This window comes from Coleofasciculus sp. FACHB-542, from assembly GCF_014695825.1.
In the GTDB taxonomy this organism is placed as follows: domain Bacteria; phylum Cyanobacteriota; class Cyanobacteriia; order Cyanobacteriales; family FACHB-T130; genus FACHB-T130.
Genome location: NZ_JACJPB010000041.1, coordinates 163,413 through 182,299, shown reverse-complemented (window position 1 = coordinate 182,299; position 18,887 = coordinate 163,413). Strand labels below are relative to the sequence as shown.

Annotated in this window: 14 protein-coding genes; 8 read left to right on the top strand and 6 right to left on the bottom strand. The window is 48.9% G+C overall.

Annotated features, from left to right (window positions below):
* Positions 1-41 precede the first annotated feature (41 nt).
* Positions 42-1,577 carry a ferredoxin--nitrite reductase gene (locus H6F52_RS15385; protein ID WP_190535908.1) on the bottom strand — a complete coding sequence of 512 codons (1,536 nt, stop codon included), beginning with the start codon at positions 1,575-1,577 and terminating at the stop codon, positions 42-44.
* 474 nt (positions 1,578-2,051) lie between these two features.
* Between H6F52_RS15385 and H6F52_RS15380 the strand changes: the two genes are divergently transcribed.
* The 3 genes from H6F52_RS15380 to H6F52_RS15370 all read left to right on the top strand — a co-directional run bounded on the left by H6F52_RS15380 (position 2,052) and on the right by H6F52_RS15370 (position 6,884).
* The gene (locus tag H6F52_RS15380) at positions 2,052-4,301 is read left to right on the top strand and encodes a DICT sensory domain-containing protein (RefSeq protein ID WP_190535906.1); all 2,250 of its coding nucleotides are present in this window, start codon (positions 2,052-2,054) and stop codon (positions 4,299-4,301) included.
* 171 nt (positions 4,302-4,472) lie between these two features.
* Positions 4,473-4,898, top strand: coding sequence for a photosystem I reaction center subunit II PsaD (locus tag H6F52_RS15375; protein WP_190425504.1), 426 nt, complete (start codon positions 4,473-4,475; stop codon positions 4,896-4,898).
* Positions 4,899-5,336: 438 nt separating this feature from the next.
* Complete coding sequence (locus H6F52_RS15370) at positions 5,337-6,884, top strand: anthranilate synthase component I family protein (RefSeq protein WP_190440307.1); 1,548 nt, start codon at positions 5,337-5,339, stop codon at positions 6,882-6,884.
* Positions 6,885-6,960: 76 nt separating this feature from the next.
* On the opposite strand, the gene H6F52_RS15365 is transcribed toward H6F52_RS15370, so the two are convergent.
* Positions 6,961-8,196 carry a septal ring lytic transglycosylase RlpA family protein gene (locus tag H6F52_RS15365; RefSeq protein WP_242033957.1) on the bottom strand — a complete coding sequence of 412 codons (1,236 nt, stop codon included), beginning with the start codon at positions 8,194-8,196 and terminating at the stop codon, positions 6,961-6,963.
* A gap of 222 nt (positions 8,197-8,418) precedes the next feature.
* Between H6F52_RS15365 and H6F52_RS15360 the strand changes: the two genes are divergently transcribed.
* Positions 8,419-9,306 carry a PhzF family phenazine biosynthesis protein gene (locus tag H6F52_RS15360; protein ID WP_190535904.1) on the top strand — a complete coding sequence of 296 codons (888 nt, stop codon included), beginning with the start codon at positions 8,419-8,421 and terminating at the stop codon, positions 9,304-9,306.
* Positions 9,307-9,540: 234 nt separating this feature from the next.
* Complete coding sequence (locus H6F52_RS15355; protein WP_190535902.1) at positions 9,541-9,897, top strand: DUF952 domain-containing protein; 357 nt, start codon at positions 9,541-9,543, stop codon at positions 9,895-9,897.
* Positions 9,898-10,154: 257 nt separating this feature from the next.
* On the opposite strand, the gene crtB is transcribed toward H6F52_RS15355, so the two are convergent.
* Both crtB and pds read right to left on the bottom strand, forming a co-directional pair.
* Complete coding sequence (gene crtB, locus H6F52_RS15350; protein ID WP_190410266.1) at positions 10,155-11,084, bottom strand: 15-cis-phytoene synthase CrtB; 930 nt, start codon at positions 11,082-11,084, stop codon at positions 10,155-10,157.
* Between the two features lie 125 nt (positions 11,085-11,209).
* Positions 11,210-12,643 carry a 15-cis-phytoene desaturase gene (gene pds, locus H6F52_RS15345; protein WP_190410267.1) on the bottom strand — a complete coding sequence of 478 codons (1,434 nt, stop codon included), beginning with the start codon at positions 12,641-12,643 and terminating at the stop codon, positions 11,210-11,212.
* A gap of 197 nt (positions 12,644-12,840) precedes the next feature.
* Here pds and H6F52_RS15340 point away from each other — a divergent pair, with 197 nt between their 5' ends.
* Positions 12,841-13,242 carry a hypothetical protein gene (locus H6F52_RS15340; protein WP_190535900.1) on the top strand — a complete coding sequence of 134 codons (402 nt, stop codon included), beginning with the start codon at positions 12,841-12,843 and terminating at the stop codon, positions 13,240-13,242.
* 142 nt (positions 13,243-13,384) lie between these two features.
* Here the strand turns inward: H6F52_RS15340 and H6F52_RS15335 are convergent, their stop codons facing one another.
* On the bottom strand, positions 13,385-14,809 hold the full coding sequence (locus H6F52_RS15335; protein ID WP_190415080.1) for a hypothetical protein: 1,425 nt from the start codon (positions 14,807-14,809) through the stop codon (positions 13,385-13,387).
* Between the two features lie 105 nt (positions 14,810-14,914).
* On the opposite strand from H6F52_RS15335, the gene dnaK reads away from it, so the two are divergent.
* Both dnaK and H6F52_RS15325 read left to right on the top strand, forming a co-directional pair.
* Positions 14,915-17,062 carry a molecular chaperone DnaK gene (gene dnaK / locus H6F52_RS15330; protein ID WP_190524324.1) on the top strand — a complete coding sequence of 716 codons (2,148 nt, stop codon included), beginning with the start codon at positions 14,915-14,917 and terminating at the stop codon, positions 17,060-17,062.
* A 149-nt stretch (positions 17,063-17,211) separates the two neighbouring features.
* On the top strand, positions 17,212-18,210 hold the full coding sequence (locus H6F52_RS15325) for a J domain-containing protein (protein ID WP_190524327.1): 999 nt from the start codon (positions 17,212-17,214) through the stop codon (positions 18,208-18,210).
* Positions 18,211-18,301: 91 nt separating this feature from the next.
* On the opposite strand, the gene H6F52_RS15320 is transcribed toward H6F52_RS15325, so the two are convergent.
* Complete coding sequence (locus tag H6F52_RS15320; RefSeq protein ID WP_190415077.1) at positions 18,302-18,802, bottom strand: hypothetical protein; 501 nt, start codon at positions 18,800-18,802, stop codon at positions 18,302-18,304.
* Positions 18,803-18,887: the final 85 nt, after the last annotated feature.

Below are 18,887 nucleotides of genomic sequence, written 5' to 3'. Positions count from 1 at the left end.
GAATTAGTGGTAGGGAGTCGCTAAAAGCTTCTTTGCAATTCCTAGAAGCGAGGAGTCGCCCCAAACTGTTCGATCAATAAATTCCGCAATACAGGTTTGAGGTCTTCGCAGGGAATGCTTTTCTGGACGCAGGTACCCAAATGGGCTTCTTTACCAACTGTGCCTCCCATGTAAAGATCGACACCTTCTAAGGTTTTGCCGTTTTTGCGAACTTTTGTCCCCATCAAACCGATGTCGGCTACTTGAGGCTGACCGCAGGAGTTGGGGCAACCAGTCCAGTGAATCCGCACGGGTTTAGTTAGAGATAATTCTGCTCCCAGTTCTTCAATCGTTGCCAGGGCACGGTTTTTAGTTTCAATTAAGGCAAAGTTGCAGAACTGCGATCCGGTGCAGGAGACTAGCGATCGCGCTAAAGGATCGGGATTGATCGAGAATCGCTCTAGAAGCGGTTCGGCTAAGCAGACGTCTAAGCGCGAGTCGGGAATATTCGGGATGATGACATTTTGCTCAACGGTGAACCGCATTTCGCCGTTGCCGTAGACTTCAGCCATCCGAGCCAGGTCAAGCATATCCTGGGCATAGAGACGCCCCACGGGAACGTGTAAGCCGACGTAGTTTAAGCCGGGTTGCTTTTGGGGGTACACGCCGATGTGGTCGCGCTTTTCCCAGTCAATTTCGTCTTTTTCGGCGGCTGGTTGGAGAGGCTTCTCTAGATATTCTTCTACCAAGGCTCGGAATTGGCCTAACCCCAATTCATCAATCAGCCACATCAGCCGTGCCTTGTGCCGATTCGATCGGGGACCGCGATCGCGAAAAACTTCTAAAACGGCTCGGCATACCTCTACAACATCGTCAGGATGCACCCAAGCATTCAGGGGAATGGCAACATCGCAACGCTTGGCAGAGAACAAACCACCGACGAGAACATTAAACCCGAAGACGCCATCTTTGTAGGCGGGGACGAAGGCGAGGTCGTTGATTTCAGCGTGAACCGAATTGTCGCGGCAACCCGCGATCGCAATATTGAATTTCCGGGGCAGATTGCTGAAAGCTTTGTTGCCTTCCCCATGATTCGTAATCATGTCCTGGACTTGCTGCACCAGACTTCGCGTATCAAACAATTCATCCGCATCAATCCCCGCAACTGGCGAACCCGTGATGTTGCGGACGTTATCCATCCCCGACTGAATGCTGGTCATCCCGACTCGCTCTAACCGTCGGAAAATTTCTGGCACATCCTCGATTCGGACTCCCCGCAGTTGGATATTTTGCCGGGTGGTGATGTCGCCGCTGCCATCTTCGCCGTAACGCTGCACAATCTCGGCGAGCATTCGCATTTGATCGCTGGTGAGGAGACCGCTGGGCATCCGCATCCGCATCATAAATTTTCCGGGCGTAACGGGTCTGAAGAAAATCCCTACCCACTTGAGTCGGTGGTCGCGGTCTGTTTCGTCCATCGCCTCCCAGCCAACCTGGGCAAAATGTTCAATTTCTGCCTTTACCGCCAGACCATCTTTCTCTGCTTTGAATTTTTCAAATTTATTAAGACTTGCTGTGGGCGTGGCTGTGCTTGTCATGGGTGTGTCCTCATTACGTGGCGCTCGAATGCCCGCAAACGGATAATCTTGTGTTTGTCAATTGCTCGTTGATGATAAGTTATGCAAACTGAACTGTGAAATTCGTATAAGAAATTACAAAATGTTAATACAAATGAAGTTTTTGCATCGATCGGATGCCATTTAGTCATGACATCCCCCTTAAGGAGGATTAATGATTGACATAAGAAATTCTTGTGGCGAGGGGTTTTGGAGTCGCGATCGCTTCCCCAAAACCCTTATTAATGCAACCATTGAGTTTCCCTCAACTCACAGCCATCCAATACTAGAACTCACAAAAACGTGATTTTCCTCCTCTTGAACGTGGAGTTAAGCAATTTTGTGAGAATTTACAATCGTTAAAACCGGATTACAAGGAAATATTCAAACCGTTAGTAGGGAACGCTCTTTTGTACGATAGGCATAGAACGGGTACGAAACTCGGCAAATTACTAAATGATCATCCCGACTTCTGTGCTGGCAGATTTGCTGCAAGTCCTGCCCCAGCTGCGACCTCAAATGTATTTCAAGTCTTCCTTAATCGCCTTATCTCATGCGATGGAAGACCAGGTTCTGGCATCTTTAGACCAGCATCTGGTGATTGCCAGTTTCCAGCGAGAGCGCTTCTATCGTCAGGAAGCTCACCGTTATCGACGGATTGCAGAACGGACAGAGCAGTTATATGTGCTGGCAGCCCCAGAAACCGACTTTAGCAACAGTTCGGAAGCTTACGAAACTGTTGCTTTTGAGCCGACCGATGGTTTAAGTCAAGAGTGGCACTTAGTGGTGATCGGGCAGAATTATGCTACCTGCTTGGTTTGTCGAGAACGAAACCTAACAGAGGATGGGCGATCGCGTCAGGGTGTAAGAGGAAAGACCGCAGCTAGAAAAGGAATCGCACCCGCGATTTCCCCTAGCCGCCGCACTTCTGACCTTCCTCGAACCACCTCCCGATTGCGGATGTCATCGTTTGAAGGGATAGACCCCGCCCGCCGGTTTGAGGGAATCTGGACGTTCGATCGGCAAGTCAGTTGCATCGTTGCTGAATTATTACTCAATCGGATTTCGCAGTACCGTCCGGAGTTGGCTCAAAAGCTCGCTCAAGCACGAAATATTTACGGCATTCCTTCGAGGGGAGAGTTTTTAGAAACTTCCTTTGGAAAAACCGATCGGGAAGCAGCGAATCGGCAGAATTTTTTAGTTCAAAACTCCATACAGCCACAGGCGGCAAAGGAACCCTCCGCCCAAACTCCAGAGTCTCTAACCGACAATCCCGACCCCTTTGTTCAGTGCCTAGTCACTTACTTGCAAGCGGGGCAGTACAAGCTGCTCAAAGCTTATCGCTCAATTTCCGCCCAAGAACGCAAAGAACGCCTAGTCAACTCGATTACGGCTGCCATCCGGCGGGGTAGCCATACGGGACAGCCGTTACACCCGGATGAAATTCTATCCATTGCCGTACAGGAATTAGGACAGGCATTGTTTGCTTGCCGGTGTCTGATTTATCGTGCCGGGGAAATCGATACTTCTGCCACGATTAACCATGAATTTTTGAAAGTGACCGATAACGGGAATTCTCGACTTGCCTCTGCACTCGGTCAGGATTGGCCTTTACAGGAAAATCTTCTATTTCAGGAAGTTGTGCAGAACCGAGAGCGAGTTTATGTTGCCGATACTCATATCGACCCTCGCATTGTAGGAGTGTCGGCAGGAATATCGGTAGGAGTGTCGGAACTTCCTTCCAATCGCCCACTTCAAACTCTGGCGAGCCGCTTTGCTATTCAGTCTTGGCTGATGATGCCAGTGCTATATCAGGATCGACTACTGGGGATAGTAGAGCTGCATCATTGCGGTGCTACCCCCTACGAGTGGCAGGACGACGAACTAGAACTTGTAGAAGCCATTTCTATTCAAATCGCCGGGGCGTTGATTCAAGCCGAAGCCTACGCGAACCTGGAAGACCTCAACCAACAGCTAGAAGCTCTCGATCGCACTCGCAGCAACTTAGTCGCAATTACGGGTCACGAACTCCGCACCCCCCTCTCTACTATCCAAGTCTGCCTGGAAAGTCTAGCGAGCGAACCTGATATGCCCCCGGAGATGCGGCAAGTGATGCTCAGTACCGCTCTCACCGACGCCGAGCGGATGCGTAAACTGGTTCAAGATTTCCTCACCCTTTCTCGCCTAGAAAGTGGTCGGGTGCAATGGCATCCAGAACCCCTAGCGCTGCCAGAGTGCATCGATCTTGCCCTCAGCAGTATCCGCGCCCGCAATTCCGATGGTCAGCTACCAAAGATTATTACTAAAGTGTCTGATTCGCTGCCTTTAGTACGAGCGGATGGGGAGTGGCTGGTTGAGGTGCTTGCCAAACTGCTGGACAACGCTTGCAAATTTACAACGCCTCAAGGAAAAATTACGATACTCGCTGAGTGTAACGACAGCTCAATGCTTGAAGTTACGGTTGCCGATACAGGTCGTGGCATTGAACCCAACCGGCTGGAGGCTGTCTTCGATCGGTTCTATCAGGAAGAAGGCGCTCTGCGGCGAACTACTGGCGGTACTGGTCTGGGACTTGCGATTTGTCGCCAAGTTGTCACGGGTTGGGGCGGTGAAATTTGGGCTGAATCCGCCGGTAAAGACCAAGGTAGTCAGTTTCACTTTACCGTCCCTATCGCGGCAAGACAGTCAGCAGTCAGTAGTCTTTGATGAAATTAGTCAGCAATTAGTAGTCAGCAGTGCTTGACTAATGACCCATGACTAATGACTAAATGACTCATGACTAAATGGCTAATGACAAACTGTTACAGTTCTTGACAGACTCGCAAGACAGGCCTTGCCTCGGTGATAGGATGCCCTAAAACGTTGGGAGAAAAATCTATGCCAGAAACTCTTACTGGACAAACCCCCATATTTGGCGGCGGTACCGGCGGTTTGCTCACCAAAGCTGAACTAGAAGAAAAGTACGCCATCACTTGGACAAGCCCGAAACAGCAAGTATTTGAATTGCCCACTGGTGGCTCTGCCATCATGAACCAAGGTGATAACGTGCTATACCTAGCACGTAAAGAATACTGCATCATGTTAGGCGGTCAGGTACTCCGAGCCAAGTTCAAAATCAACAACTACAAGATTTACCGTGTCTTCCCGAACGGTGAAATGGAGTATCTGCATCCGAAGGATGGCGTCTTCCCAGAGAAAGTCAATCAAGGTCGTCCTTATGTGAATAAGGTAGAACGGAACATTGGTAGCAACCCGGAACCGCCAACGATTAAGTTTAGCGGTCGTGCGACTTACGACGTTTAGCACCTTTTTAATTATTTAGCATTAGTAGGGTGGGCATCCACCCTACTTTTTCGTTAAAGATGATGCGATAAATGGGCGAAGCAAGGGCAATTCTGTTGGGTTAACAGTTTGAATTCAGATATCGCAATTCTCATTTGGGTGCGATACATCTGTAGGAGCATGACAATCCAAAAGCCCCTATCAAACATTAGAACCGCAAGATATTCCACCCAACTGAGAACTGCTATATTTGCTCCCCACGACTTATCCTCCAAGACTCCCCGATAAGTTGGGGGAAATTAGATAAAACAAAAATACGAGAGTCTAAAGGAGAAAGATGAAGGATGAACTAAAGCGTCTGTTTCTTCCCTTTTCCCATTTGCGCCCATTTCTGTTTTAACCTGGATGAATAATGGCGGCGCTAGGGCGAATCGCCTCGATCCAGAACGCAAGAAAATTATGATTTTTCCTGATTTTTCCCAATTTTCCGATCTGGCTAAACAGGGTAATTTTGTGCCGGTGTATCAGGAATGGGTGGCAGACCTAGATACACCCGTGTCTGCTTGGTACAAAGTCTGTGCTGGACAGCCTTATAGCTTTTTACTGGAATCCGTGGAAGGTGGGGAAAAAGTAGGTCGCTACAGTTTTGTCGGCTGCGATCCTTTGTGGGTGTTGGAGGCGAGAGGAAATAAAACGACGCAAACCCACCGTGACGGGAGAGCGATCGCGTTTGAAGGCGATCCGTTTCAGGCATTAGCTTACTGCCTAAAGCCGTTTCACCCGGTAACGTTGCCCCAATTGCCGCCCGGAATCGGCGGATTATTTGGCTTCTGGGGTTATGAACTAATTAACTGGATAGAGCCGCGCGTGCCGATTTATCCCGCCTCAGAGGACGATTTACCGGATGGATTGTGGATGCAGGTAGATAACCTGATTATTTTCGATCAGGTGAAGCGGAAGATTTGGGCGATCGCGTATGCAGATTTGCGCGACCCAGATGTGGATTTGGCTCAGGCATATCAACAAGCGTGCGATCGCGTTACTCAACTGGTCAGCAAACTCCAGCTACCTCTGTCAGGAAAAGATACTTTGTTGCAATGGACACCCCCCGAAAATCGGGAGAAGCAACTCACCTACACCAGCAACACCGGACGCGAACAATTCTGCGCCAATGTCGAAAAGGCAAAAGATTATATTCGCGCTGGAGATATATTCCAAGTCGTCCTGTCTCAGCAACTCTGTGCCGAATATAGCGGAGAACCCTTTGCCTTATATCGCTCTTTGCGCCTAATTAATCCCTCGCCTTATATGGCTTATTTCAACTTCGGCGATTGGCAGATTATTGGTTCTAGCCCGGAAGTAATGGTGAAGGCGGTGCTGAGTTCTTACGGAGGCGATGCGGCGCTAACAGAGGAGGGAATGAGCGCGACCGTGCGCCCGATTGCAGGGACGCGCCCGCGAGGGAAGACGCCTAAAGAAGATGACGCCTTTGCCGAGGACTTACTTCAAGACCCAAAGGAAATTGCCGAACACGTCATGCTAGTTGATTTAGGTCGCAATGATTTGGGGCGCGTCTGCACCAGCGGCACGGTGAGAGTCGATGAATTGATGCTAATCGAGCGTTACTCTCATGTGATGCACATCGTCAGCAACGTACTGGGAGAACTCGCGCCCGATAAAACCGCCTGGGATTTACTCAAAGCCTGCTTCCCCGCCGGAACCGTCAGCGGTGCCCCCAAGATTCGGGCGATGGAGATTATTCACGAACTCGAACCCTGCCGTCGTGGCCCTTATTCAGGGGCATATGGCTGGTATGACTTTGAGGGGCAATTAAATACAGCGATCGCGATTCGCACGATGGTTGTTCGTTCTCAAGCCAGTGGGAAACATCAGGTGTCAGTCCAAGCGGGTGCGGGTCTGGTTGCCGATTCTCGCCCCGAAACTGAGTACCAAGAAACCCTCAACAAAGCTAAGGGATTGCTAGAGGCTATCCGCTGTCTTGAATAGAGGCTAAACCGTTAATGGAGTGTAGAGACGCGATTAATCATCGCGTCTTTTTTTCAAGAACAGCCCTCGATCGAGGTTAGAGCGGTTTCATCACCACGGCTTCATAGGGAATCACGCCCACCTCTTCACTCTTAACGCAGCGAGCGGCTCCCCGCGACAAATCCAGCGTTCTCGGCGGAATGTAGGGACCACGGTCAGTCACCCGCACGATGACAGCATCCCCATTTTTCAAGTTTGTTACTTTTAGAAAGGTATTAAAAGGCAGAGAAGGATGAGCCGCCGTAAGTGCATCCTGGTTATAGATTTCGCCGTTTGCCGTTTGGCGTCCGTGAAAATAGCCCCCATACCAAGAGGCTAAACCCTCCAGTTTGGTATCTGTCTGGATTAATCCGTGCATTTGGGCTTGAGCTTCCACCAAGGTTAAGGGCTTTTCCCCCAAGGCGACACGGAGATTATTTACCCATTCGATTGCTAAGAGTTGGCGATCGCGATTGAAGTCGGTAGCGATCGCGTCGTCAATTACGAACAACTGGTTGTTGCCTAGCTTACCCCCTGGCTTCCCATCCACCAGCATTGGTTTCAGTTGCGAAGCGTCAACATCGGAGTTTTGCAGGAGTTGCGCGACGCGCTTGGCAAATCGCTCAGCTTGGGGTTTTTCGGGGATTTGAGCCACCAAATGTCCCTTCACCCAGACTTGAAACTGCTCCGGTTCTCCGCCGGATGTGGTGACGCTCTTGGTTTTGCGCCCAGCCAAGGACATCCACAGACCTTGCCGTTTTCCAATTTTTTCATTGATTAAGCGATCGCCCAATGCGCCTTGGTCGCGAATCTGAACGACTGCAACCGGCGAAGGCTTTGTATCGCGAGATTCAGCCCAAGCAGGCAATTTCAATAAATTCTGCATCACCTGCATGATTCTGTCTGGAAAACTCGGCTTTGACGCTCGACTGACAGGAACTTCAACCCATGAAGCCGACTGAGATAGGATAGTTGGTGCTACTGGCGCTTCCTTTGTGGGTGCCGAGCCGGGGCGGCAAAGCACATTATCCACCGTCTCTAGCTTCCGCCTAGATTGTTCGGGCGTTTTGGCTTTGTTTGATGAAGATTGGCTCTGATTTCCTCCTAGTTGGAAATCCCAGGAAGGCAAGAACGCACTGAATTTTTGAGAATGTAAACCGCTTAAATACGAGTAGGGTTTCCCCGTTCCTACAGCCTGAACAAACAGAGGTTTATCGCTATCCAGGGGATTATTGACAGATGAAAAAACCTTGGCTGGAAGTGTTATCGAGAGGTAATCAGGTATACTCGACAACGCCTGGTTAGAGAAAAAACAGCTGACCCAAGAAGTTACCCAAACAAGTCCGAAAAATGGCATTGGCAAAAAAATCTTTAGTTACAATGCACTCTGGATTTGCAAACGTTCTCTAGTATACCAACCTCCTTATTTGGTATATCTGCCCTCTGGCTGAGTTGTGCATTTAGACGCGATCCCAGCCTCTAGCTAATAAACCATATAGCAGCGATTTTGACAAGTATGAAGCGACTTCACTTTTACATTGTTGATGTATTTGCCGTAGAAAAATACACGGGTAATCAACTAGCAGTCTTTACGGATGCCGGTGAGCTTTCTGATGTTCAAATGCAAAGAATTGCTAAAGAAACGAACTACTCGGAAACCACTTTTATAACCTCCCCAGAGGTTCGAGATGGAGGTTATGATGTGCGGATTTTTACGCCTGAGCAAGAGTTACCGTTTGCAGGTCATCCTACTTTAGGGACTGCTTATATTTTGCAACAAGAAATTATTAATCAGCCGGTTGAAAACTTAATTTTAAATCTAAAAGTTGGACAAATTCCTGTATCGCTGCATTACGGAGAGCAAGCAGTAGAATGGTTGTGGATGCAGCAAAAACCACCTATTTTTACCCAAACCTTCGAGGGAGAGGCACTCGCCCAAGTTTTGAATTTAGAACCCAGCGAGATAGATCCTCGATTCCCGATTCAAGAAGTTTCTACGGGAGTTCCCTTTATTATCGTTCCCTTGAAAACGCACCAAGCCTTAAAGCGAATCAAGGTAAATAAGGATAAATATTTTGATTTAGTTAGTCATACTCAAGGCAAATGTATATTGGTTTTCTGCCCTGAAACTTATCATCCAGAGAATAACTTGAGCGTGCGCGTGTTTGCCGAGTATGCAGGAATTCCCGAAGATCCGGCTACAGGAAGTGCAAATGGTTGTTTAGCTGGTTATTTGGTTCAGCATTCCTATTTTGGAGCAGAGACAATCGATCTCAGGGTTGAGCAAGGGTATGAAATTGGCAGACCTTCTTTGTTGTTATTAAAAGCTCACAAAAAGTCTGATTTCATTGAAGTATCGGTGGGTGGTAAAGTAATTTTAGTTGCCAAAGGAGAATTCGTCTAACGGGTAAGATTTGCTTTGACTCAATCCGGTTTGGTTTAGCATAATTATAGATTGGCTTCGGGTTAGACAAACCCATAAAATACCTTTCTATGGGTGGTTACAGGCTTCAAGGCAATCTACACAGGGAAAGTTTTTAGTCTTAAGCCAACCGGATTTTGCCTCTATTTGTGCCAGTAAAAAAGATTTTATCTCTTACCAATTGAACTGTAAAACTAACAATTTTTGAGAAATTTTATGAGTATTATTTTGCACATCACGAAGCGCGAACAGTGGGAAGAAGCAAAATTAACTAAAAAATATTGTGGCGATACGCTGGAATCGGAGGGTTTTATCCACTGCTCAACTCCAGAGCAAGTTATTAATGTAGCGAATAGCTTTTTTCATTCCCAAAGTGGCTTAGTTCTCCTGTGCCTCGAATCGGAGGCAGTTGAGGCAGAAATCCGATACGAGGCATTAGACGGAGAACGTTTTCCTCATATCTATGGGGCTTTAAATATCAATGCTGTGGTGCAAGTGCTGGACTTCTCTCCAGGGGAAGATGGCTGCTTTAAATTGCCGCCAGAAATTGCTGATGGTGCTGACAAGGCTTGAAGAACGAGAGCGATCGCATCCTCATCTAGCCGCATCCGTTGCCCGTTAGAGGCAACCTGAGCCGCATTTCTGGTTGATTTGGGGCTATCAAAGGATTAAATAGGAGCAAGTCCGTTTATCGATTGCTCAATAAACGGACTTGAAATCGGGAATGGCTAATCCCAAAAAACATAGGGTTTACAGACGTGAGTTGATTTTCCTCTGGTTGTCGCCAGCGCCACAAGTCGCCAGCGCCACAAGCCGCCAGCTCCACAGAGTTATAGCACCTGCGCCCTCAACCAAGCCGCTGGCAAACTCAGCAGCTTCCGGGAAGTCGGGACGTAAGCTCTGGTGCTAAATACATCGTATTGATTGCGTTCAATCCGATCGAGAATTTGGCTATAGAGCATTAAAGCCGCCGCAACGGGCCAACGAGCATCGGGACTAAGGGCACCAATTCCCTGTTCGGCTTCAACGTAGAATTTGCGTGCCCGTTGAATTTGGAAACGCATCAATTCGCGCCATCGCTCATCGACTACCCCATTCATCAGATCCTGTTCGGTGTAGTTAAATAACGCCAATTCTTCGAGGGGCAGGTAAATGCGACCCCGACGGGCGTCTTCTCCGACATCTCGCAGGATGTTAGTGAGTTGGTTAGCAATGCCAAGTGCGATCGCTTCCGAGGTCGGAATATAAATCTCTTGATTGCGTTTCCAGGGTGCTGTATACGGTTCCGTATCGACACCCATCACCGCAGTAGACATCAACCCCACCGTACCGGCAACCCGATAGCAGTAAAGATTGAGTTCTTCAAAGGTCTTGTATCGGCTCCGGTAGAGATCCATCCGCTGACCCGCAATCATATCCCGAAATGGTTCAATATCCATCGGGAAGCGTTTCAGCGTATCTACCAAAGCCACATCCGGGTCGTCTAGGGGTTCGCCAGCAAAAACAGATTCTAGCTGTTTTTCCCATCGATCCAAAGTTTCAGGAGTCGTAATCGCAGCTGAGGCACCGTCTACCAGTTCATCGGTGCGACGACACCAAGCATAAATTGCCCAGATGGCACGGCGCTTGGCTGCTGGCATCAGCAGCGTACCCAGATAAAACGTCTTTGCGTACTTAGCCGTAATCTGGCGACAGAGTTGGTAAGCGTCCTCTATTGAAGCCAGCGTTCTCATGCGCGGGAAATTAGACAGTTGCAGCATTCAGTACAGGCACCAGAGATTGTCAGTTTTCCGTTGTCAATTGTCAATTGTCCTGAGTCTGTTGTTCTTTGGTAGCAGGTAATAGATAGTCAGATATTCGGGAGTAGACTCTTTCCCCCTAACCATTACCCACTAACGACTAACGCCTGATCGGTGACCGTTGACGATTGATCGGTGACTACTGACGACTGACTGCTCACAATTGCCTGCGCTGTCAGCTTACCAGAAAGTACGGCACCTTCCATACTCGCTAGGTAACGCTGCATGGTGTAATCACCCGTCAAATAGAAATTCGCAATCGGTGTTTCTTGGGAAGGACGATATTGCTGACGCCCTGGAGTTGCCTTGTAGACTGAACGAGGGGTTTTGACAACGTGATATTTCAGTAACTTGGCTGGGTTCTCACCCCCAAAATGATCGGGAAAAAGTTTTTCCAATTCTGCAACGGTGGCGTCTACAATTTCCCCATCCGATTTGCTAATCCAATCTTTTGCTGGTGCCAGCACCAATTCCAACATTGAGCGGTCGGGGTTCGCATATTCGCGACAGGTGTTGCTCATGTCCGCGTAGACACTAAGCAAGGGCGATCGCGAAAACAGCAGATGGTCAATTTGAGTTAATTTTCGGTCAAACCACAGATGCACGTTGATGACCGGGACACCCTCTAAGCCGTCTAGCTTTTGGAAATACTCCATCTGACGCCAAGATTGGGGCAACATCACCTTCAGGGGATCAACCGGCATCGCAGATACATAAGCATCCGCCGTAATAATTTCATCCGCAGCACCATTTAACCCACGAATCAAGAATCCCCGCACCGTGCCATCGGCATTGAGCAAAAATTCCTTGATCGGCATATTCAACCGCACTTCCCCACCGCGCTCGGTGATGTAATCTACCATTGGCTGACACAACCGCTCGGTCGGGGAACCATCCAAAAATGCCATTTTTGAGCCATTTTTTTCCTGAAGGAAGCGATTGAGAGCGGTCAGCAATATCGTGGCAGAAATTTCATCTGGGTTAATGAAGTTCAGTGCTTTGGACATGGCAATGAAAACTTCTTTTTCTACCCGTGGGGGGATGTTTTGCTTTTTCATCCATTCCGACCACGAGTATTTATCCATCTCCTCAACGTATTTTTGCCCCTGAACCATCGCCGGAATTAAACCAATCCCGAAGCGAATTTTTTCAGGCCAAGTCAACATATCGTTGTTGCCCAAAATCGCTGTGACGCCATTAAATGGTGCCGGAATGTCCGGAAAGTCAAAGCGAGAATAAGTACCGGGGGCATCGGGCTGGTTGAAGATCATTGTGTGTTCTTTCCACTGCAATCGATCTTCAATACCGAGTTCCTTAAATAGCTGCAACATATTGGGATAAGCCCCAAAAAAGATGTGCAGTCCGGTTTCGTACCAGTCGCCGTCTTCGTCTTTCCATGCTGCCACCTTACCGCCTAGAACGTCCTGACGTTCTAGAACGATGGGAGTGTGACCGGCATCTGTCAAATATTTGGCGCAGGAAAGCCCTGCTAAACCCGCCCCAGCGATCGCAACTCGCATCTGATGGTCTACCCTTATAGCTGCTTGCGTGTTTGGTCGCTCTCATTATACGTTGCATTTCGTTACAGAAGATAGCGCTACCCCACTGCAAATCTCTGTAAAGTTGTCACCCTCTCCCGATCGATGAATATTAGCTGCGATCGGAGCGGGGCAATAATGAGAAATTATCGTCCGAGCTGAACCCGCAGGAAAGACCGATGAGTCAAGACAATCCCGATGCACCTCAACCACTCAGCGAACGAGATAGGGCACTGGCAAAGGAGCTTGCAGCAGTACGCGCTCAAAGACAACGTCTGTATGAAAAGCTAAATGGTTCCCTAAAAGCATTGTTTAGCCATTGTGAGTGGAGAATCACTCATCACGACACTGGAATGACAGAATTAGTTGTCATCTGCCCTAGCTTGGTCATTTATCAACGGCTATTAAAAAAAGTAATTTCCATTCAAACTCGGCTTGAAGATGCTATTGAAATTAAACAGACTAGATTTATTCTCTGTTATCCTCCAAATCCTCAAGCTTTTTATGAGCATGAAGTGACAATACAACAAGATTTCAATCCTGATCCTTATTTAGATTTAGATGAGAACGAGGAGTTTTAGGAGATCAGGAGAGAAAACTTAAACCGCAAGGGTGCAATCGTACCAAATCGTAGCAATGACAATAAGGAAAAAATAGATGCTAATTGTCCGCATTGCGAGCTTTGTTTAGCTCTAGCATTCAATGATGCGGACAATATTTTATCTAGCGAGGCCAGGGAATTCTAGTATCGGCAGCAATTTGGCGACCGATGACAGCCGCACCATAGCGATTTAAATGGCTGGGATCGGCAAAATAGCCATTTTGGTTTGTCCACTGTCTGGATAAGTCGAGAAAGATGAATCCTTTAGCACTAGATTGGCGAACCATATAAGGTCTAAATTGTTGCTCAGCTCTAAGACGAGTTCGGTCTAAATAATCTCTACTTAAAGGCAGGTTGATGAAGAATACTGGAATCCGACGCTGCTTGGCAAATACCATTAAATTATTCAACGCCGCCTCCTGCTTACCTCCGAGTTGGAAGGCACTGTAATCACTGTCATAAGCGCCTGCAACTCGCGGCTTTTGTCGATAGTAAATAGCAGGATTAAAGCGAATATTTACGGGAAGAAATCCATTGGCGTCGATTGCCGCTGCCGAGTAGTCGGGAGTCAATCCTCCTAGAGTATTTTGAGCCAGTATTGTCTCGCTGGACGGCTGAGAATTCAAAAGGGTGATATTAAACTGGCTTTCGTTCTGGGGAATTTCGTCTAGGTTGGTATCAGCAACTGAGTTGAGGTTTGGAGGTGGGGTCGCTGTTAAGAGTGTATCCGGGCGGTTAGAGGGTGTAATACCACTTAAGGGGCGATTGCCCGTTAATAAGCGCTTGTAGCCTGGAGAAGCCAAAATCAAGTTATAAGTCCGATCTACACGCCCACTGTTAAAGGCTCTCACTCCATCCGCCCACACAATGAGTTTCGGCAACTGCTCTTCGGTTAAAATTTTCCGCAACAACAAATCAATCACTTGGACAGTCGCACCATTCACCCCGAAGTTAAAGATTTTCAATCCCCCAAAACCTTTACCCGCTAAAGCTTGCTGCATCTGTTTGGGATCGACTCCCTGCAAAGAGCGGGAACTGCCTACAATTAAAATATCGGGTGGGCCAAGGGCAGCGATGTAGGACAGATAAAGAACTAGCTGATTATCAAGCAATTGGTTGTTAAAGGTGGGGTATTTTAACTGAAAGCTGGTTGCAGCGGCTCTTTGTTGGGCTACCTGCAAAAAAGCCATATACTCGATAATTTTCTTCTGGGCATAGACTCGTTGGGGACTGTCGGGTGGTATGGCTTGCAGGGATGCGATCGCGCTTAGCCATGTTTGGGCAACTTCATCCCAGTCCGCCGCCGATCTAGCCGTTTGAGCCAGGGTAGCAGCCCTGTTAGCGTAGTTAATTGCCTCCGACAAGGAATCGCTCTTAGTCGCTGCTGTTGTGGCAGCTAAGGGCTGAACCAGCAGGTTCCTATGGGGAATTTGGGGTACTAGCGTTGTCGAACAGCCAATCGCCAGCAAACATCCTGCCACGACGGCAGTAAAGCGGGACAAGAAGCGATGATTCGCAGCAAAAATAATAAAGAGTCGATATATCATTGAGTTTCTCTCTTGCCTGATACTGCTCATTCCTGACAGCAAGATAGAATAAATCCAGCAAATTGTTCTCAGTATATTAAGTTAGGTAAGGAGAACACGAATCGCATGGGCAAGGTAGTCGGCATTGACCTCGGAACAACCAACTCAGTCGTAGCTGTCATGGAAGGCGGCAAGCCCGTTGTCATTGCCAATGCGGAAGGCATGAGGACTACTCCCTCCGTGGTAGGCTTCAGCAAAGACGGGGAACGCCTAGTTGGACAAATGGCACGGCGGCAAGCCGTTCTAAACCCGCAGAATACGTTTTATGCGGTAAAACGGTACATCGGACGCAAGTATGCGGAACTCAGCCCCACCTCGAAGCAAGTTCCCTACACGATTCGGCGGGATGACGAGGGCAATATTAAAGTCAAATGCCCCAGACTGAAGCGGGAATTTGCTCCAGAAGAAATCTCGGCAATGGTGCTGCAAAAGTTGGCAGATGAGGCGAGTCGTTATCTGGGACAACCGGTGACGGGCGCGGTGATTACAGTTCCGGCTTATTTCAATGATTCCCAACGGCAAGCGACGCGAGATGCTGGGCGAATCGCCGGGTTGGATGTATTGCGGATTCTTAACGAGCCAACGGCTGCATCTTTGGCTTATGGTTTGGATCGCAAGGATACTCAGACGATTCTGGTGTTTGACTTGGGCGGCGGTACATTTGACGTTTCCATCCTGGAAGTGGGGGATGGAGTGTTTGAGGTAAAAGCCACCAGTGGCGACACCCAATTGGGCGGGAACGATTTTGACCGAAAAATTGTGGATTGGCTGGCAGAGCAGTTTCTGGAAAAAGAAGGGGTAGATCTCAGACGCGATCGCCAAGCCTTACAACGCCTCACGGAAGCCGCCGAAAAAGCCAAAATTGAGCTGTCTGGCGTCACGGTCACAGATATTAACTTACCTTTTCTCACTGCCACGGAAGAAGGTCCCGTACACTTAGAAACCAGGTTGACGAGGGCGCAATTTGAAGGATTGTGTGGGGATTTGGTGAGCCGATTGAAGGCACCCGTCAAACGCGCTTTAGTGGATTCTGGTCTGAACCCCTCCAAGATTGATGAAGTGGTGTTAGTGGGCGGTTCTACTCGCATTCCCTTGGTGAAACAGCTGGTTCGTAGCTTAATTGACAAGGAACCAAACGAGAACGTTAACCCAGATGAAGTCGTGGCAGTGGGTGCCGCAATTCAAGCAGGAATCCTCGCCGGTGAAGTCAAAGACGTGCTACTACTGGATGTCACGCCTTTGTCCCTAGGATTGGAAACGATAGGCGGCGTGATGAAGAAACTCATCCCCCGAAACACGACGATACCCGTGCGGCGTTCGGATATCTTCTCGACCGCTGAAAATAACCAAACCTTGGTGGAAGTTCACGTCCTGCAAGGGGAACGGGAAATGGCGGCTGATAACAAGTCGCTAGGGCGGTTTAAGCTCACTGGCATTCCCCCAGCACCGCGAGGAGTGCCCCAAGTTCAGGTATCTTTTGATATTGATGCCAACGGGATTTTGCAGGTGACGGCGTTAGACCGGACGACAGGGCGAGAGCAGAGCATCACCGTTCAAGGGGCTTCCACTTTAAGCGAATCGGAAGTTAACCGGATGATTCAGGAAGCCGAGCAATATGCCTCAACAGATCGGGAACGGCGCGAACGGGTGGAGAAGCGCAACCGCGCCGAAGCACTGGCTTTCAGTGCGGAACGGCAACTGAAAGAAGTGGCGCTGACCTATGGAATGCAGTTTGCTGCCGGTCAGCGCCGTCGCATTGAGAACATGGTGCAGGAACTGCGCCAGAGCATTGCCCGCGATGACGATCGGTCTGTGGATCGGGCACAAAGCGATCTCCAGGATGCACTCTACGAGCTGAACCGAGAGGTGCGGATGGAATCAATGGAGGACGAGGACGACTTTTTCGGATCGATCCGTCGCACGTTTTCCGGCGAAGGCGATTCCTTGTTTGGCAACTCGACACAAGACCGCTATGAGAGTAGCCGCTATCAAGATCGTTATGAAAGTAACCGCTATCAAGATCGCTCGGAGGGTAGCCGCTATCAAGATCGCTCGGAGGGTAGCCGTTCGCGCGATCGCTATGACGATGACCGTCGCAATAGCGGCTCTACAGGCGGTCAGCGGTATAGTCGGGATAGTGACGCGGCTCCCCGCCGGACTTCGAGAATTGTTCAACCTGAGGATGATTGGGATGATGATGATGATTGGCTGTAAATTAGCTATAGCTGTTAGCGATTAGCTGTTAGCTATTGAAGCGGTCTGGCACAAATAGTAGAGGATTAGTCTGCTAAAACTGTGAATATCCAACGCTCAATCAGCTAATCGGTAACAGCTAATCGGTAACAGCTAATCGTTAATTAACTATGCAAAATTTTCGGGACTACTACCAGATGCTGGGCGTTGCTCGTGATGCCTCCGGCGACGAAATTAAGAAAGTTTATCGGCGGCTAGCTCGGCAGTATCACCCCGATCTAAATCCTGGCGACAAAACAGCAGAAGAAAAGTTCAAGGATATCGGCGAGGCTTACGAAGTTCTTTCCGATCCGGGTAAGCGATCGCAATACGATCAGTTCAGCCGTTTCTGGAACCGGAGCGGTTTCAAGGGCGCTAAAGGGACGAAGGGGACTAAAGCCTGGGGGACGCGCTCCAACGGTCGCAACGGCACACAAGAATTAAAATATGACGATTACCCGGACTTCAACAGCTTTGTCGATACTCTGCTAGGACGTCGGGAAACCCGTGTAGCTACTCAGGCACCCAGTTCCAACAACCGAGTTGCCTCAGCCGATACCTTCCGTCCTGGTAACACAAAAACATCCTACACCGTGAGTTCGCGCCCTAGTCGGCGCGATGTTGAAGCTAGACTGACGATGCCCCTCGAAAAAGCTTATCAGGGAGGACGAGAGCGGATTCGGCTGGAAGATGGGCGATCGCTGGAAGTGGATATGCCACCCGGAATGGTCAACGAGCAACGCATCCGGCTGAAGGGTCAGGGCATTGAAGGTGGCGATTTGTACCTCAAAATTACCGTATCGCCCCACGCCTTCTTTCAAGTAGAAGGCTCGGATATTTTCTGCCAATTGCCAGTCACTCCCAGCGAGGCAGTCTTGGGGGGAGCCGTGGAAGTCCCTACCCTGGATGGTTTGGTGAAAATGACGCTTCCTAGCGGTGTCGGGCACGGGAAGCGCCTGCGCCTTGCCGGAAAAGGCTACCCGACAGGTAGAGGCGATCGCGGCGATCAGTTAGTTGAAATTCAGGTTGTGGTTCCCAAAACGGTCACTTCCCAAGAACGGGAACTCTACGAAAAGCTGCGGCAAATCGAAACCTTTAAACCCCGTCTCGATTTGCCAGTTCAACGCTAAAAAATTAGCCCGCGCAGGCAGGGCTAATTTTTTGTCTAGCCGCAGACTTCAGTCTGACGGATGAGATGGGCTTTAATTGAAATACTGGCGTTTAAGCGCGATCGCGATAGCACAAACCTAACAGCGTACCGCTAGCAATCAACTTCAACGCTTCTAATGTCCAGTAGCCCCCGTGCATTTGATTCATCCCGGCAGGAATCTCAGCAACGGGTTCAAAAAGATTGAGCTGTAGCCCCAGCGCGCTCATTTGTGGGGTTAAAAAATATGTATCAATAATGGCAATTGTCAGCAAGAACAGGGATAAGAAAATTACTTTGCGCCCTCCCAGCTTAGAAGCAGCCTGAGTGCGGTGAAGAACCAACAGCCCCGTTAACACTAAGGCTGCACATAATAATTCAATCCGATTAAAAATCCAGAAAATTGAATAACCTGCTGTTGCAAATCCAGGTTGAGTCATCATCCCGGTTGCAAACAAACTGGGCATAATTACCCAGTCCAAAAGCAAGCTTCCGCTAAGCCAGAAAGCCAACGTAAAGGTGACGGTTGTTTGCCATGCTGGTTGCTTTAATCCAGCGCTAGAAAAAGCGGTCATATAATTTCCTCAACTTTCTGTCTTCTTTCAGCTTATCGAATTGTTTTTAGAAACGATATGAAGTATCTTTTCGATTTTTGGCAGT

Excerpts from the sequence above, each read along its gene's own strand:
- H6F52_RS15385 (WP_190535908.1), bottom strand. The coding sequence starts at position 1,577 with ATGACAAGCACAGCCACGCCCACAGCAAGTCTTAATAAATTTGAAAAA.
- H6F52_RS15380 (WP_190535906.1), top strand. The coding sequence starts at position 2,052 with ATGATCATCCCGACTTCTGTGCTGGCAGATTTGCTGCAAGTCCTGCCC.
- H6F52_RS15375 (WP_190425504.1), top strand. The coding sequence starts at position 4,473 with ATGCCAGAAACTCTTACTGGACAAACCCCCATATTTGGCGGCGGTACC.
- H6F52_RS15370 (WP_190440307.1), top strand. The coding sequence starts at position 5,337 with ATGATTTTTCCTGATTTTTCCCAATTTTCCGATCTGGCTAAACAGGGT.
- H6F52_RS15360 (WP_190535904.1), top strand. The coding sequence starts at position 8,419 with ATGAAGCGACTTCACTTTTACATTGTTGATGTATTTGCCGTAGAAAAA.
- H6F52_RS15355 (WP_190535902.1), top strand. The coding sequence starts at position 9,541 with ATGAGTATTATTTTGCACATCACGAAGCGCGAACAGTGGGAAGAAGCA.
- crtB (WP_190410266.1), bottom strand. The coding sequence starts at position 11,084 with ATGCTGCAACTGTCTAATTTCCCGCGCATGAGAACGCTGGCTTCAATA.
- pds (WP_190410267.1), bottom strand. The coding sequence starts at position 12,643 with ATGCGAGTTGCGATCGCTGGGGCGGGTTTAGCAGGGCTTTCCTGCGCC.
- H6F52_RS15340 (WP_190535900.1), top strand. The coding sequence starts at position 12,841 with ATGAGTCAAGACAATCCCGATGCACCTCAACCACTCAGCGAACGAGAT.
- H6F52_RS15335 (WP_190415080.1), bottom strand. The coding sequence starts at position 14,809 with ATGATATATCGACTCTTTATTATTTTTGCTGCGAATCATCGCTTCTTG.
- dnaK (WP_190524324.1), top strand. The coding sequence starts at position 14,915 with ATGGGCAAGGTAGTCGGCATTGACCTCGGAACAACCAACTCAGTCGTA.
- H6F52_RS15325 (WP_190524327.1), top strand. The coding sequence starts at position 17,212 with ATGCAAAATTTTCGGGACTACTACCAGATGCTGGGCGTTGCTCGTGAT.
- H6F52_RS15320 (WP_190415077.1), bottom strand. The coding sequence starts at position 18,802 with ATGACCGCTTTTTCTAGCGCTGGATTAAAGCAACCAGCATGGCAAACA.